This window comes from Pseudooceanicola sp. (genome assembly GCF_029213205.1).
In the GTDB taxonomy this organism is placed as follows: Bacteria; Pseudomonadota; Alphaproteobacteria; order Rhodobacterales; family Rhodobacteraceae; genus Pseudooceanicola.
Map to the genome: position 1 here is coordinate 1 of NZ_JARGNH010000004.1, position 13,393 is coordinate 13,393.

Consider the following 13,393-nt stretch of genomic DNA (forward strand, 5'->3'; position numbering starts at 1 on the left):
AAACTCAAACCAGAGCTGTTCAAGAAAATTCCTTACCAGCTTACGGGACGTGACAGTTAACCAATTGCATCCTAATGGCGTCACATTGAATTGCTGTCTGGATCTTTATCGCGTCACTTTCGAAATTGGCTGATCGCAAATGCAGCCGCTTTCGGCGTTTTTTCGATCACAATTTTATTGTTTTAATACAATTGGTTGCGGCGCCTATGCGATGTGGATTTGAATTTCTCAACACGTTTGAACAGAAATTCGTGTTTGTCAGTCAGCGGGTGCGTGCAAGCGTTTTGGTATCAACCGCAACCTTGGAGACACAAGATGTCAGCACTTCGCAAACACTACATCGCCACTGAAATTCAGCAAAATTCCGGCGCAAGCCTGCTCGACGGCGACGCCGTTGAAATGTTCAGCTCGGGCTCCGCGCCCTCCGCATCCAGCAACGCCCTGACCGGCGACGTGACCGGCCTGTTCTCGTCAGGTTCCGCCCCCGTCGCATCCACTGTCGCCCTGGCTGGTGAAGGCGTCGAGATGTTCTCCTCCGGCTCGGCTCCGGCGGCTTCGGTCACCGCGCTGATCGGCGAAGGCGTCGAAATGTTCTCTTCGGGCTCCGCTCCGGTGAAAACCACCGCGGCCATCGAAGGCGACGCCGTGGAAATGTTCTCCTCGGGCTCCGCCCCGGTGAAAACCACTGCGGCCATCGAAGGCGACGCGGTTGAGATGTTCTCTTCGGGTTCCGCTCCGGTGAAAACCACCGCGGCCATCGAAGGTGACGCGGTTGAGATGTTCTCTTCGGGTTCCGCTCCGGTGAAAACCACCGCGGCCATCGAAGGTGACGCGGTTGAGATGTTCTCCTCGGGCTCCGCCCCGGTGAAAACCACCGCCGCCATCGAAGGCGACGCCGTGGAAATGTTCTCCTCGGGTTCGGCTCCGAAAGCGGAAACCGCCGTCATTGAGGGCGACGCGACCCACATGTTCTCGTCGGGCTCGTAAGCCACGATCCTAGGTGCGGATGAGGGGGCGACAGGGTTCGCCGCTGGAAACAAGGAGATGATCCCATGACCAACGTAGTTCAACTGTCCTTCCCATCCCGCGCCCGGAGCGAGGCCGACCGTCTGGCCGCCCTCACGGCAAGCTTCGCAGAGGACCGTCGCCTGGGTGACGATGTCTTCTGGCTGAAGGAAAACGCCGAATTGTTGAACATCCTGGAATGCACCGGCACGCAGCCTGACGAACAGGCCCTCGCGGTGCACCAGGAGTTCTACAACGGCATCGAAAAGCGCCTCAGCTTTTTCCCGCAATATTATCGCTTTCTGCTGTCGATCTGCCTGGACCTCGAAGACCTGGGCATCGGCGGCGACAAGGGCGCGCGGCTCGTCGATTGGGCCGCGGATCAGGGGCTGGCCCGGGCCGAACTGTCGGATCTGCAACGCGCCGAAGCGCGCCGCCTGATGCTGCGTCGGGGCCGTGACCCTCTGCCCGAAGATGGCGGCCTGACCGATCGCCTGCATGGTTTCATCTCACGTTCAGCCACTTTCGCGATGCCGAACAAGAAGGCCGCCTATGAGCTGACCCATACGATTTTCTATCTCACCGAATATGGTCGAAAGTCATTGGATTTCGGTCTGGAAGCCGAAAAGAGCCTGACCTTTGCTGGCACGCTGGCCTATCTCGATCAGAACGCCGACCTGCTGGCCGAAATCTGCGTCGCGATGCGCTATGCCAATGTCATGCCACCGGCGATCTGGGACGATTGGCTGACCACTCACACTGCCAGCTTCGTCATTGCTGCTGACGATTGCGCCACGCCGAGCCATGACGATTACCACGAATTCCTGGTCTGCAACTGGTCGCGTTCGATGGCCGGTGACAGGGCCTTTGCGCGTCCGGTCAGTTTTGGCCCGCTCAGCTTTCACGCCGCGCCGCGCCGCTCGGCACCGTTGCGCCAAATGTCACAGGCGATGCTCGACCTCGACAGCAGCCGCAGTGGTGATTGGGGCCGGATGCGCGGCTATGTTGCTGAAATGCTGAACGACGACGCGATGCTGGTCCTGCAAGAGGCCGAAGCCGCCTGCGCTGATTTCGATGCCTTCTTTGCCGGCTTTGCCCGCACCGGATTGCCAATGCCGATGCCGCTGCAGAGGCTGGCATGAGGGCGGGGCTCATGAAAAGCGCGGCGCTGAGCGGCACCTTGATGGTTCTGCTCTACACCGCGTTGATCTCGTCAGCCGACGCGATCACCAAGCTGTTGGCGGGCGCCTATGCCGCGCCGCAGCTTTATGTGGTTTCCGGTGGGCTGGTGGTGGCGATGAGCCTGGCCGCCGACCGGTTGAAAGGCGGCGGCTCAGGGGGCGGTCTGCGCACCCGCTGCCCGCGCGCCATGGCGATCCGCTCGGTGATGACAGTGGTGTCGGCGACCTGCTATTTCTATGCGTTCCGCCTGCTGCCCTTTGCCGAGGTCTTTGTTTTCATTGGGCTGGTTCCGCTGTTTGCCGGGTTGCTGTCCGGCCCGGTGCTGGGGGAACACCTGCGCCCGGCTGTCTGGTTTGCCCTGGCGGCGGGCTTTGTCGGGGTGCTGTGCCTGTTTCCCGAAGGGGTGGCGACCTTTGGCCCCGGCCATGCCATTGCTCTGGCGGCCAGTTTCTGCGGCACCCTGTCGATGATCATGGCGCGCTATATCGGCCGGTTCGAACAGAATGCCCTGGCGCAGGTGCTGTACCCGAATCTGGCGCTGGTCGCGGTGATGGCTTTGGCGCTGCCGTTCGTCTATGTGCCGATGCCGCTGGTCGATTTCGGTTGGGCGGCGGGCTACGCGACGGTGCTGTTTGCCGCTCGCTGGATCCTGGTGGTGGCACTGCGGCAGCTGGTCGCCTATGCGGTGACGCCGCTGATGAACCTGCAATTCGTCTGGATGGTGATCCTTGGTGCGGTGTTCTTTGGCGAAGTGCCGGGCGTGCATATCCTGCTCGGCGTCAGCATCGTGATCGCCTCGGGCGCCTATCTGATCTATGATCGGGTGATGGCGGACCGGCGCCTGGTGACTGCGGTCAGAACCGGGATTGTTCCAGCGGAATAGGGGTCATGCGATGGATAAGATTCGCCGCAGAAGTGAATGATTCACATGGAAAATGAAGTGCCGCATCCGCAAGAGCTGGTGGCATTCGGATTCTCGATGACAAAGCGCGCGCCAATCAGCTCTTCGCTGAAATCTATGGTGGCGCCGGTCAGAAACGGTAGCGACACGCTATCCACCACCACCTTTTGCCCCTGGCCTTCCAACACCAGGTCATCAGGGTCGACCGCGTCGAGCTTGATCTCATATTGAAAGCCCGAACAGCCGCCGCCTTCGACGGCGACACGCAGCGCCATGCCGTCGTCGCCCGCGCCGATTTCAGCGAGCCGGGAAAAGGCGCGGTCTGTGACGTTGGGGGGCAGGTTCATCTGAGGCCTCTTCCGGTGGGAGCTTCGCGGGAGATTTTGCAAGTCGCGTCTCTGCAATATAAGCAGTCAACAAATGGGCGACAAGTGAGGGCCGCAAAAGGCCCCGGGGACCAAAATGCGCGCGATCTATGCCAGCCGTCCAGAGCGGACGCGGGGCCGTTTGGTGGCCGAAGAAGAAAGCACCTTTCGCTCCTGTTTTCAGCGGGATCGGGACCGGATCATCCATGCCTCGGCGTTTCGTCGCCTCAAGCATAAGACCCAGGTGTTTGTCGAACATGAGGGCGATTATTATCGCACCCGGCTGACCCATTCGATTGAGGTCGGGCAGGTGGCGCGCACCATTGCCGGCACGCTCGGGCTCGACCTGGAGCTGACCGAGGCGGTGGCGCTGGCGCATGACCTGGGGCATCCGCCGTTCGGCCATACCGGCGAGGACGCGCTGCATGTGCTGATGGCCCCCTATGGCGGCTTTGACCACAACGCCCAGGCGATCCGCATCGTGACTCGGCTGGAACGTCATTACGCCGAATGGGATGGGTTGAACCTCAGCTGGGAAACCCTTGAAGGCATTGCCAAACACAATGGACCGGTGACCCCGCCGATCCCCTATGCGCTGGCCGAATACAACGCCCGGCACGATCTGGAATTGCACAGCCATGCCGGGGCTGAGGCGCAGGTCGCGGCATTGTCTGATGACATTGCCTATAACAATCACGACCTGCATGACGGGCTGCGGGCCGAACTGTTTTCGACCGATGAGCTGGCCGAATTGCCAATCCTTGATGAGTGTTTTGCGGCGGTGGACCGGCGCTATCCCGGTCTAAACTATTATCGCCGTCGCCACGAGGCGCTGCGCCGGTTCTTTGGCGTCCTGGTCGAGGATGTGATCGCTGTCAGCCGCACCAATCTGGCCGCCCTGGACCCGCAGGATGTCACCGATATCCGCGCTGCCGGGCGGATGATGGTGCAGTTTTCGCCCGCGCTCTGGCGGGATCTCAAACAGATCCGCAGCTTTCTGTTCCATCGGATGTATCGCGCGCCCGAGGTGATCGTGGTGCGCAAACAGGTCACCCAGGTGATCAGCGATCTGTTCCCTCTGTTCATGGATCAGGCCGACCTGCTGCCCAAGCAATGGCGCAAGGACGTGGCCGATATCGAAGGCGACAAGGTGGCGCTGGCGCGGATCGTCTGTGATTACATCTCAGGCATGACCGACCGGTTCGCCATCCAGGAACATGCCAGGCTGCTCGGCGGGATCGAGGGGCTGACACCGGCGGGATCGGGCGGTTAGCACCGCGACATGTGACGCACAGCCCGGTTGCGTTCGCAGCGCGTGATGCTAAACCGCAGGCTGATCTTCGCAGGACATGGCCATGAACATCTTTTCCGACATCCGCAGCCTGGTGATCGACTGCCTGAATGAGATGACCGGCGCCGGGGTGCTGCCCGAGGGGCTGGTCACTGGCAATGTCACGGTTGAGCCGCCGCGCGACGCCGCGCATGGCGATATGGCGACCAATGCCGCAATGGTGCTGGCCAAACCCGCAGGCAAAAAGCCGCGCGAGATTGCCGAGGCGCTGGCCGAACGACTGGCCGCCGATCCGCGCATCGACAGCGCCGAGGTCGCCGGGCCGGGGTTCCTGAACCTGCGGCTGTCGACCGAGGTCTGGCAGGGCGTCATCCAGGGGATTTTGCAGGCTGGTGGCGAATTCGGCCGCTCCGACCTGGGGCAGGGTGCCAAGGTCAATGTCGAATATGTCTCGGCCAATCCGACCGGCCCGCTGCATGTTGGCCACACCAGGGGGGCGGTGTTCGGCGATGCCCTGGCCTCTCTGCTGGCCTATACCGGCCATCTGGTGACCCGGGAATACTACATCAACGACGGTGGCGCTCAGGTCGACGTCCTGGCCCGCTCGGTCTATCTGCGCTACCTCGAAGCGCATGGGCAGGAGGTCGCCTTTCCCGATGGCACCTATCCCGGCGATTACCTGATCGCGGTCGGTCAGGCGCTGAAGGACAAGGTCGGGGACGCCTTTGTCGGCCAGGGCGAAGAGGTCTGGCTGCAGGATATCCGTGAATTCGCCACCGCGGCGATGATGGATCTGATCCGCACCGATCTGGCCCGGCTCGGGGTCAAGATGGATGTGTTCTTTTCGGAAAAATCGCTCTACGGCACCGGCAAGATCGAGGCGGCGATTGCCGATCTCGACGCCAAGGGCCTGATCTATCGCGGCACGCTCGAACCGCCCAAGGGCAAGACCCTTGAGGATTGGGAACCGCGCGAACAGACCCTGTTCAAGAGCACCGACCACGGCGATGACGTCGATCGCCCGATCCAGAAATCGGACGGCGGCTGGACCTATTTCGCTCCGGATATCGCCTATCATTTCGACAAGGTTTCCAGAGGCTTCGACGCGCTTATTGACGTATTCGGGGCCGATCACGGCGGCTATGTCAAGCGGATGAAGGCGGCGGTTTCGGCGCTGTCGGAGGGGCGCGTGCCGCTCGACATCAAGCTGACCCAGCTGGTCAAGCTCTACAAGAACGGTGAGCCGTTCAAGATGTCCAAACGCGCCGGCACCTTTGTCACCCTGGCCGATGTAGTCAACGAGGTTGGCCCGGACGTGACCCGGTTCGTGATGTTGACCCGCAAGAATGACGCGCCGCTGGATTTCGATTTCGCCAAGGTGACCGAACAGACCCGCGAAAACCCGGTGTTCTATGTGCAATATGCTCATGCCAGGGTGAACAGCGTGCTGCGCCGCGCGGCCGACGCCGGGATCGACTGTGATGACGCCCAGCTCGCCGTTGCCGACCTCTCTGGCATGGTGCACCCGGCCGAGTTGAAATTGGCCCGGGCCCTGGCCGAATGGCCGCGTCAGGTCGAGCTTGCCGCGCGCACCCATGAGCCGCATCGGATCGCCTTTTACCTCTATGATCTGGCCGGGGATTTCCACGCCTTGTGGAATCGCGGCCATGAAGAGCCGCAATTGCGGTTCCTGCAGGAGGGCGATCAAGCCACGTCGCAGGCGAAAATCGCCCTGGCACGTGCCAGCGCCGTTGTCATTTCGTCAGGTCTTGGTATTCTTGGCGTAACTCCGGCGAATGAGATGCGTTAATTGCACCGTGCCGGGAGGAGCAGAGTCAAGATAGACCGATCCGAACCGGGCAGGGGCCCGGCGAGCGAGGCGAGATGGCACAGATGCAGGCAGACGATCGCGACTACGCGGTCGTTAACGGGCAATCCATAGGCACAGTGGTGAATGCGGCGGCGGGCGTTTTGTCGCTGGCGCTGGTCGTCGGTATCGGCGTCTGGGGCTACAAGATGATGCAGCGCGACGTGTCTGGCATCCCGGTGATCCAGGCGGTCAGCGGCGAAATGCGGGTGCGCCCGGAAACGCCGGGTGGCAAGCCTGCGCCCAATCAGGGGCTGGCGGTGAATCGTGTTGCCGGCCAGGGCGCCGCAGCGGCGCCGCCGGATCAGGTGATCCTGGCGCCGCGTCCAATCGGGCTGTCCGAAGAAGATGTCGCCAATTCGGCCCTGCTCGCCAGATCGCAGATTACCCAGGTTTCGGCATCTGCCGCATCGCCCGGGCGTTCTGGCCGGATCGAGGATCTGGCCACGGCGTTGGCCGCCAATGCGAAAAAGCTTGATCCGCTGGTGAAGCCCCGGGCCGAGGCCGATGCAGAAACCGGCGCTTCGGGCGCAAAAGTAGACGTCGCGGCGGTCAAGCCGAAAAAGGGCCTGGCCCGGTCACTGCGCCCGCGTCCGCGCCCGGCGCAGCTGGTCATCACGCCCCCCGCCGCAGCGTCAAAGCCGGATGCCGAAACCCTGCCCGCTGCGGCCTCGGTCGGGTCCGGTCCGATCAACGCGCCCGTGCCGCTGGTGCCCAGCCTCGATATCGACCCGGTGACCATTCCCGCCCATACGCCGCTGGCCCAGCTCGGTGCCTTTGACAGCGCCGAGGATGCGCAGCGCGCCTGGACGAAATTCGATGCGCAGTTCGGTGATTATCTGGAGGGCAAGCTCAGGGTGGTGCAAAAGGCCAGCTCGGGTGGCCGTGCCTTCTATCGGCTGCGGGCGATGGGCTTTGCCGATATCTCGGATGCCCGCCGGTTTTGCGCGGCCTTTGTCGCGCAGAAATCCGAATGCATCCCGGTCATGACCAAGTGACCTGACATGGCTTTTGGCGCCACCATTCTGGATGCCGAAGGTTTGCGGCTGAGCGCGGCGGAAAAGGCGCTGTTCCGCGAGGCCGATCCCTTTGGCTTCATCCTCTTTGCCCGCAATATCGACAGCCCAGACCAGGTGCGCGCCCTGACCGCGGAGATGCGCGACAGCGTGGGCCGTGACGTGCCGATCCTGATCGATCAGGAGGGCGGGCGGGTGCAACGGCTGCGGCCGCCGCATTGGCGCGACTGGTTGCCACCGCTGGCGCATGTCACCCGCGCCGGGCTGCATGCGGATGAGGCGATGTATCTGCGCTACCGGCTGATTGCGGATGAGCTGCGCGCCATCGGGGTCGATTGCAATTGCGCGCCGCTGGTCGACCTGGCCAGCGAGGCGACCCACCCGTTCCTGAAAAACCGCTGCTATGGCACGGATCCCGAAGAGGTAGCCGCGATTGGCCGGGTGGTGGCCGAGGCACATCTGGCCGGCGGCGTGCTGCCGGTGGTGAAACATATTCCCGGCCATGGCCGCGCCGTCGCTGACAGTCATCTGGAATTGCCGGTGGTCGATATCAGCCCGCTGGATTGGGCGACCTCGGACGCGGTGCCGTTTCGCGCCCTGAATGACCTGCCCTTGGGCATGACCGCGCATATCACCTATCCGGCCTGGGGCGATGCCCCAGCGACGCTGAATGCGCCGATGATCGAGAGCATCCGCCAGGACCTGGGCTTTGACGGGCTGCTGATGACCGATGATATCAGCATGAAGGCGCTGGCTGGCCCCCCCGCTGATCTGGCCGCCGCGTCGCTGGCGGCGGGCTGTGATGTGGTGTTGCTGTGCAATGCCGATCTGGCGACCCGCCGGGCGGTGGTCGAGGCGTCGGGCCGGATGAGCGCCGCAGCGCAGACCCGGGCCGAACGCGCCATGGCCGCCCGCCGCACCCCGGATGCGATTGACATTCCGGCGATGGAAGCCAAGCTGGAGGCCTTGTTGAACGGGCGCTTGCATGGCTGAGCAGGAATTTCAGGAAGACGCGGTTTCGGTCGCCGACCGGCTGGCCGCCGAGGCGCTGATCATTGACGTCGACGGCTATGAAGGGCCGCTCGATCTGCTGTTGAGCCTGGCGCGCACCCAAAAGGTCGATTTGCTGAAGATTTCGGTGCTGCAGCTGGCCCGGCAATATCTGGTCTTTGTCGAACAGGCCCGCAAGTTGCGGATCGAACTCGCCGCCGATTATCTGGTGATGGCGGCCTGGCTGGCGTTTCTGAAATCCCGGCTGCTGCTGCCTCCCGACCCGACAGAGGACGGCCCTTCGGGTGAGGATCTGGCGGCGCATCTGGCGTTTCAACTGGAACGGCTGGCGGCGATGCGCGACGTGGCGGCGCGGCTGATGGCGCGCGACCAGATGGGGCGCGATTTCTTTGCCCGGGGCATCACCGAGGATGTAACTCGGGTGCGCCGGGTGAGCTACACTGCCACCCTTCTGGACCTGATGCAGGCCTATGCACGCATCCGCACCAAGGATGAATTCCGCCCTTTCGTGATGGACCGCCTGCACATTCACACGATGGAACAATCGCTGGACCGGATGCGCAAATTGATCGGCTTTGCTGGCAATTGGACCGATATCGCCGCCTATCTGCCTGAGGATTGGAAGCTGGACCGGATGTCGCGCCGCTCGGCCCATGCCGCGACCTTTGCGGCCTCTCTGGAACTGGCCAAGGAGGGGCTGGTTGAGCTGCGCCAATCCGAGGTGTTCGGCGCCATCCAGCTGCGCCGCCGCGACCGGGGCGAGGCGCCAGAGAAATGACCGACACCCCTGACAACGCCAAAGCGCCGCGCGAAACCCTGTTCGAAGCGCCGCCCCTGGACGAGCAGGAGCGGATGGTCGAGGCAATCCTGTTCGCCACCGCCGATCCGGTCAGTGTCGCCGATCTGAACGCGCGGATGCCGCATGGATCGGACGGGCAGGCGGCGGTGACCGCGCTGCGCAAACGCTATGAAGGGCGCGGGGTTCAGGTGGTCAGGGTCGGCGATGCCTGGGCAATCCGCACCGCGCCGGACCTCGGGTTTCTGATGCAGAAAGAGACGGTCGAGACCCGCAAGCTGAGCCGTGCCGCGATCGAAACGCTGGCGATCATCGCCTATCATCAGCCCGTCACCCGGGCCGAGATCGAAGAGGTCCGTGGTGTTTCGGTGTCGCGTGGCACCATCGATCAATTGCTGGAACTCGACTGGATCCGCTTTGGCCGCCGCAAGATGACGCCGGGCCGCCCGGTGACATTCGTGGTGACGCCGAACTTCCTCGATCATTTCGGGCTGGAAACCGCCCGCGATCTGCCAGGGCTGAAGGAACTGCGCGCCGCTGGCTTGCTCGACAACCGGCCACCGCCGGGCGCGCCGGGTGAAGAGGACGCGGATGCGCAGGATGCCAGCCAGGTGGATATGTTCGAAGATGCCGGGGGGACTGACCTGCCCGACGACCAAGATCACGACGACCAAGATCACGACGACGCTGCGCCGGATCAGAATTGACGCCATAAAAAGGGCGCGATCCGGCGATAGAGTTGGCAGTGAATTGAGCGCAGAGACAGGAGGATCCAATGGATCTGAACCGCATAATCAACATGGTGATCAACCAGGTCATTCGGCGCGTCATGGGCCGGGGCATCAATGCCGGCATTGACGGGCTGATGGGCAAGGCCGGCAAGGGCGGCAAATCCCGGCAACGTCTGTCCGACGACAGCTAAGCCTTTCGAGCGCGGCGAGCGGCAGGAATTCGCAGGGGTAACTTTGCGGACCGATGGATCAACTGCGCCCGCTGGTGATCAGATCGCCTTGAAATGCTTGGATAGTTTCAGACCCTGACCCTGATAATTCGACGCGATTCCGGTGCCATAGAGCGTTTCCGGTCGGTCCTGCATGCGTTCATAGATCAGCCGCCCGACCACCTGACCATGCTCCAGCACGAATGGCGCCTCGTGGCAGCGCACCTCCAACACCCCGCGCGACCCGGCACCCCCGGCTTCGGCCCAGCCAAAGCCGGGGTCGAAAAAGCCCGCGTAATGCACCCGGAATTCACCGACCATCGCGACATAGGGTGCCATTTCGGCAGCGTGATCCGGTGGGATGCAGACCGCCTCGCGGCTGACCAGAATGTAAAAGGCGCCGGGATCGAGGATGATCTGCCCGGTCTTGCTGCGCACCTCTTCCCAGTAGTCGGCCGGGTCGTACTGCCCGATCTTGTCGAGATCGATGACCCCGGTGTGCGGTTTGGCGCGAAAGCCGACCAGATCGCTGCCCTCGGGGCGCAGATCGACGGAAAAGCCGAGCCCTTCGTCAATCATTGCCTTGCCATCGACCAGCGGCACCCGCGCGTGCAGGGCGCGCAAGGCGTCGTCATCCAGCACCGCAGCGCCGTTGCGAAACCGGATCTGGTTCAGCCGCATGCCAGGGCGCACCAGAACCGAAAAGCTGCGCGGGCAAATCTCGGCGTAGAGCGGGCCGTGATAGCCCTCCGGGATCCGGTCGAACTCCTCGCCACCATCGGTGATCACCCGGGTCAGCAGATCGAGCCGCCCGGTCGAGCTTTTGGCATTGGCCATTGCTTCCAGCCCGGCAGGCAGGGCCAGGGATTCCATCAAGGGCACCACATAGACGCAGCCCTTTTCCAACACCGCGCCATGGCTCAGGTCGACCTGATGCATTTCGAATTCGGCCATCCGGTCGGCGACCTTGCGCCCATGCCCGGCCAGGAACGAGGCGCGCACCCGCCAGGCCCGGTTGCCCAGCCGCAGATCCAGGCTGGCGGGCTGAATCTGCGCCTCGCTCACCTCAGGCGTGGCGCGGATCTGTCCGGCGGCGATCATTGTCCTAAGGTGCTGGCTGGCGTAAATCCCGGTCATTCATGTCCCCATATTGCCCGATCTGCCGGGGCGAGTTCCGCCGAACCCTAGAGCCATCGCACATAGATGAAAAGTGGCGCTGACCTGCCATTTGCCGGGTGGACTTCGACCGGTCGGCAAGTAATATTTCCCCGAACACGGGAAAAGGACTGCTTATGAGCATTAAGAGAAAGGCCTGTATTGCAGGCATTTATGAACATCCTCTGCGAAAGTGCCCGGATCAGTCGATCTGGCAACTGCACGCAGAAGTCGCGGATGGCGCCCTGAAGGATGCCGGTCTGAGCTGGGACGATGTGGACGGGTATTTCTGCGGCGGTGACGCCCCGGGTGGTATCATGGCGATGGCCGATTACCTGGGCCTGACCAACCAGCTGACCCATTACGACAGCACCGACACCGGCGGGTCGTCCTATGTGATGCATGTCGGCAAGATGGCCGAAGCGATCGTCATGGGCAAATGCAAGGTGGCGCTCTGCACCCTTGCGGGCAAACCGCGCACCGCGCCGCCAGTGGTCCGGGTTCCGGGCGCTGAACATGGCTTTGAAGCCGGCTACAATGGCACGCCGCCGAACCTCTATGCCCTGGCCGCGCAGCGTCATATGCATGAATTCGGCACCACCAGCGAACAGCTCGCCTGGATCAAGGTCGCCGCATCCCAGCATGCGCAATACAACCCGAATGCGATGCTGCAGGGTGTTGTAACGGTCGAGGACGTGGTGAATTCGCCGATGATCGCCGATCCGCTGCATATGTTCGATTGCTGCGTCGTGTCCGAGGGCGGTGGCGCCTTTGTGATGACCACGCCGGAAATCGCCAAATCGCTGGGTAAGCCGATCGTCAACGTTCTGTCGGCGGCGCAGTTCCTCAAGGGACAAGCGGGCGGCGGCGTTCTGGACCTGACGAAATCCGGTCTGGGTGTGTCCGGGCCCAAGGCGCTGGAACAGGCGGGTGTCACGGTCAACGACATCAAATACGCCTCGATCTATGACAGTTTCACCATCACCGTGCTGATGCAGATCGAAGATATGGGCTTCTGCAAGAAGGGTGAGGGCGGCAAGTTCGTGCAGGACGGCAACCTGATCTCGGGTGTCGGCAAATTGCCGTTCAACACCGATGGCGGTGGCCTCTGCAACAACCACCCGGTGAACCGCGGCGGCATGACCAAAGTGCTTGAAGCCGTGCGCCAATTGCGCGGCGAAGCGCATGAAAAGGTTCAGGTGCCCAATTGTGACATCGCCCTGGTGACCGGCATTGGCGGCACCCTGACGGTGCGCCACGGGTCAGCCGCAGCAATTCTGGAGCGTGGATAATGGTCGAGACAAGCCACAAATACCCCAAGGTCGACAAGAACGAAGAAACCAAGCTGTTTTGGGATTCGGCCAAGGAAGGCAAGTTCATGGTCCGGCGCTGCCCGGCGTGTAACGAGATCCATTGGTATCCGCGCAGCCTTTGCCCGCTCTGCCACAAGGCGGAAACGGTCTGGGAAGAGCATTCCGGCGAGGGTGAGATCTACACCTGGACAGTGATGCGCAAATCGCCGACCGGTCCGTTTGGCCTCGGTTATGTCAAGCTGGACGGCGGGCCGTTTGTCTATGTCCGCTTCCGTGACGGGCTGGTGGACGACCTTGAGATCGGCAAGCGCACCAAGATGGTGTTCGACAAGATCAGCGACGACGACGTGTATCTCTTCGCCGATCTGGCCTGAGCATCGAAACGTGATTTGATCGGGGCCGGCGTTCGCGTCGGCCCCTTTTTCAGGCCTGCCGCGATGTCGCGATGGGAACTAACAATCCAAGAAATTCAGCTTCTTCCTGCACGCTCCTCGAGCGATACCGCAAGCGTGGGCATCCCGGATCACTTGAATCCCCCGCGGCATGCCCCA

At 62.6% G+C, this 13,393-nt stretch carries 14 protein-coding genes; 12 read left to right on the forward strand and 2 right to left on the reverse strand.

Annotation, left to right across the window (positions count from 1 at the left end; all coding sequences use genetic code 11):
- The first annotated feature begins 315 nt into the window (after nt 1–315).
- The 3 genes from P1U48_RS04610 to P1U48_RS04620 all read left to right on the forward strand — a co-directional run bounded on the left by P1U48_RS04610 (nt 316) and on the right by P1U48_RS04620 (nt 3,070).
- Entirely contained in the window at nt 316–987 is a 672-nt protein-coding gene (locus P1U48_RS04610; protein WP_301067682.1) for a DUF6749 domain-containing protein, read from the forward strand.
- Nucleotides 988–1,052: 65 nt separating this feature from the next.
- The gene (locus P1U48_RS04615; protein ID WP_301067683.1) at nt 1,053–2,147 is read left to right on the forward strand and encodes a hypothetical protein; all 1,095 of its coding nucleotides are present in this window, start codon (nt 1,053–1,055) and stop codon (nt 2,145–2,147) included.
- Nucleotides 2,144–3,070 carry a DMT family transporter gene (locus P1U48_RS04620; protein WP_301067685.1) on the forward strand — a complete coding sequence of 309 codons (927 nt, stop codon included), beginning with the start codon at nt 2,144–2,146 and terminating at the stop codon, nt 3,068–3,070. Before P1U48_RS04615 ends, P1U48_RS04620 begins: the two co-directional genes overlap by 4 nt.
- Before the next feature lie 41 nt (nt 3,071–3,111).
- Here the strand turns inward: P1U48_RS04620 and P1U48_RS04625 are convergent, their stop codons facing one another.
- A complete protein-coding gene (locus P1U48_RS04625; RefSeq protein WP_301067686.1) occupies nt 3,112–3,435 on the reverse strand; it encodes an iron-sulfur cluster assembly accessory protein in 324 nt (107 codons plus the stop codon).
- A gap of 115 nt (nt 3,436–3,550) precedes the next feature.
- Between P1U48_RS04625 and P1U48_RS04630 the strand changes: the two genes are divergently transcribed.
- The 7 genes from P1U48_RS04630 to P1U48_RS04660 all read left to right on the forward strand — a co-directional run bounded on the left by P1U48_RS04630 (nt 3,551) and on the right by P1U48_RS04660 (nt 10,356).
- Complete coding sequence (locus P1U48_RS04630) at nt 3,551–4,726, forward strand: deoxyguanosinetriphosphate triphosphohydrolase (RefSeq protein WP_301067688.1); 1,176 nt, start codon at nt 3,551–3,553, stop codon at nt 4,724–4,726.
- An 82-nt stretch (nt 4,727–4,808) separates the two neighbouring features.
- Complete coding sequence (argS, locus tag P1U48_RS04635) at nt 4,809–6,554, forward strand: arginine--tRNA ligase (protein WP_301067689.1); 1,746 nt, start codon at nt 4,809–4,811, stop codon at nt 6,552–6,554.
- Nucleotides 6,555–6,637: 83 nt separating this feature from the next.
- Nucleotides 6,638–7,609 (forward strand): SPOR domain-containing protein, encoded by a 972-nt coding sequence (locus P1U48_RS04640; RefSeq protein ID WP_301067691.1) that lies wholly within the window; start codon nt 6,638–6,640, stop codon nt 7,607–7,609.
- A 6-nt stretch (nt 7,610–7,615) separates the two neighbouring features.
- Nucleotides 7,616–8,620, forward strand: coding sequence for a glycoside hydrolase family 3 N-terminal domain-containing protein (locus P1U48_RS04645; RefSeq protein WP_301067692.1), 1,005 nt, complete (start codon nt 7,616–7,618; stop codon nt 8,618–8,620).
- Entirely contained in the window at nt 8,613–9,416 is an 804-nt protein-coding gene (locus P1U48_RS04650) for a ScpA family protein (RefSeq protein WP_301067693.1), read from the forward strand. The genes P1U48_RS04645 and P1U48_RS04650 overlap by 8 nt, the downstream gene beginning before the upstream one ends.
- A complete protein-coding gene (scpB, locus tag P1U48_RS04655) occupies nt 9,413–10,141 on the forward strand; it encodes an SMC-Scp complex subunit ScpB (protein ID WP_301067694.1) in 729 nt (242 codons plus the stop codon). The genes P1U48_RS04650 and scpB overlap by 4 nt, the downstream gene beginning before the upstream one ends.
- Nucleotides 10,142–10,209: 68 nt before the next feature.
- Nucleotides 10,210–10,356 carry a hypothetical protein gene (locus P1U48_RS04660; RefSeq protein WP_301067695.1) on the forward strand — a complete coding sequence of 49 codons (147 nt, stop codon included), beginning with the start codon at nt 10,210–10,212 and terminating at the stop codon, nt 10,354–10,356.
- A gap of 78 nt (nt 10,357–10,434) precedes the next feature.
- On the opposite strand, the gene P1U48_RS04665 is transcribed toward P1U48_RS04660, so the two are convergent.
- Nucleotides 10,435–11,511, reverse strand: coding sequence for a 2'-deoxycytidine 5'-triphosphate deaminase (locus tag P1U48_RS04665; protein WP_301067696.1), 1,077 nt, complete (start codon nt 11,509–11,511; stop codon nt 10,435–10,437).
- A 155-nt stretch (nt 11,512–11,666) separates the two neighbouring features.
- Between P1U48_RS04665 and P1U48_RS04670 the strand changes: the two genes are divergently transcribed.
- Both P1U48_RS04670 and P1U48_RS04675 read left to right on the forward strand, forming a co-directional pair.
- Nucleotides 11,667–12,821 (forward strand): thiolase domain-containing protein, encoded by a 1,155-nt coding sequence (locus P1U48_RS04670; protein ID WP_301067697.1) that lies wholly within the window; start codon nt 11,667–11,669, stop codon nt 12,819–12,821.
- Nucleotides 12,821–13,216: an OB-fold domain-containing protein gene (locus P1U48_RS04675; protein ID WP_301067698.1), complete on the forward strand. Its 396-nt coding sequence runs from the start codon at nt 12,821–12,823 to the stop codon at nt 13,214–13,216. The genes P1U48_RS04670 and P1U48_RS04675 overlap by 1 nt, the downstream gene beginning before the upstream one ends.
- Nucleotides 13,217–13,393: the final 177 nt, after the last annotated feature.

Excerpts from the sequence above, each read along its gene's own strand:
- P1U48_RS04610 (WP_301067682.1), top strand. The coding sequence starts at position 316 with ATGTCAGCACTTCGCAAACACTACATCGCCACTGAAATTCAGCAAAAT.
- P1U48_RS04615 (WP_301067683.1), top strand. The coding sequence starts at position 1,053 with ATGACCAACGTAGTTCAACTGTCCTTCCCATCCCGCGCCCGGAGCGAG.
- P1U48_RS04620 (WP_301067685.1), top strand. The coding sequence starts at position 2,144 with ATGAGGGCGGGGCTCATGAAAAGCGCGGCGCTGAGCGGCACCTTGATG.
- P1U48_RS04625 (WP_301067686.1), bottom strand. The coding sequence starts at position 3,435 with ATGAACCTGCCCCCCAACGTCACAGACCGCGCCTTTTCCCGGCTCGCT.
- P1U48_RS04630 (WP_301067688.1), top strand. The coding sequence starts at position 3,551 with ATGCGCGCGATCTATGCCAGCCGTCCAGAGCGGACGCGGGGCCGTTTG.
- argS (WP_301067689.1), top strand. The coding sequence starts at position 4,809 with ATGAACATCTTTTCCGACATCCGCAGCCTGGTGATCGACTGCCTGAAT.
- P1U48_RS04640 (WP_301067691.1), top strand. The coding sequence starts at position 6,638 with ATGCAGGCAGACGATCGCGACTACGCGGTCGTTAACGGGCAATCCATA.
- P1U48_RS04645 (WP_301067692.1), top strand. The coding sequence starts at position 7,616 with ATGGCTTTTGGCGCCACCATTCTGGATGCCGAAGGTTTGCGGCTGAGC.
- P1U48_RS04650 (WP_301067693.1), top strand. The coding sequence starts at position 8,613 with ATGGCTGAGCAGGAATTTCAGGAAGACGCGGTTTCGGTCGCCGACCGG.
- scpB (WP_301067694.1), top strand. The coding sequence starts at position 9,413 with ATGACCGACACCCCTGACAACGCCAAAGCGCCGCGCGAAACCCTGTTC.
- P1U48_RS04660 (WP_301067695.1), top strand. The coding sequence starts at position 10,210 with ATGGATCTGAACCGCATAATCAACATGGTGATCAACCAGGTCATTCGG.
- P1U48_RS04665 (WP_301067696.1), bottom strand. The coding sequence starts at position 11,511 with ATGACCGGGATTTACGCCAGCCAGCACCTTAGGACAATGATCGCCGCC.
- P1U48_RS04670 (WP_301067697.1), top strand. The coding sequence starts at position 11,667 with ATGAGCATTAAGAGAAAGGCCTGTATTGCAGGCATTTATGAACATCCT.
- P1U48_RS04675 (WP_301067698.1), top strand. The coding sequence starts at position 12,821 with ATGGTCGAGACAAGCCACAAATACCCCAAGGTCGACAAGAACGAAGAA.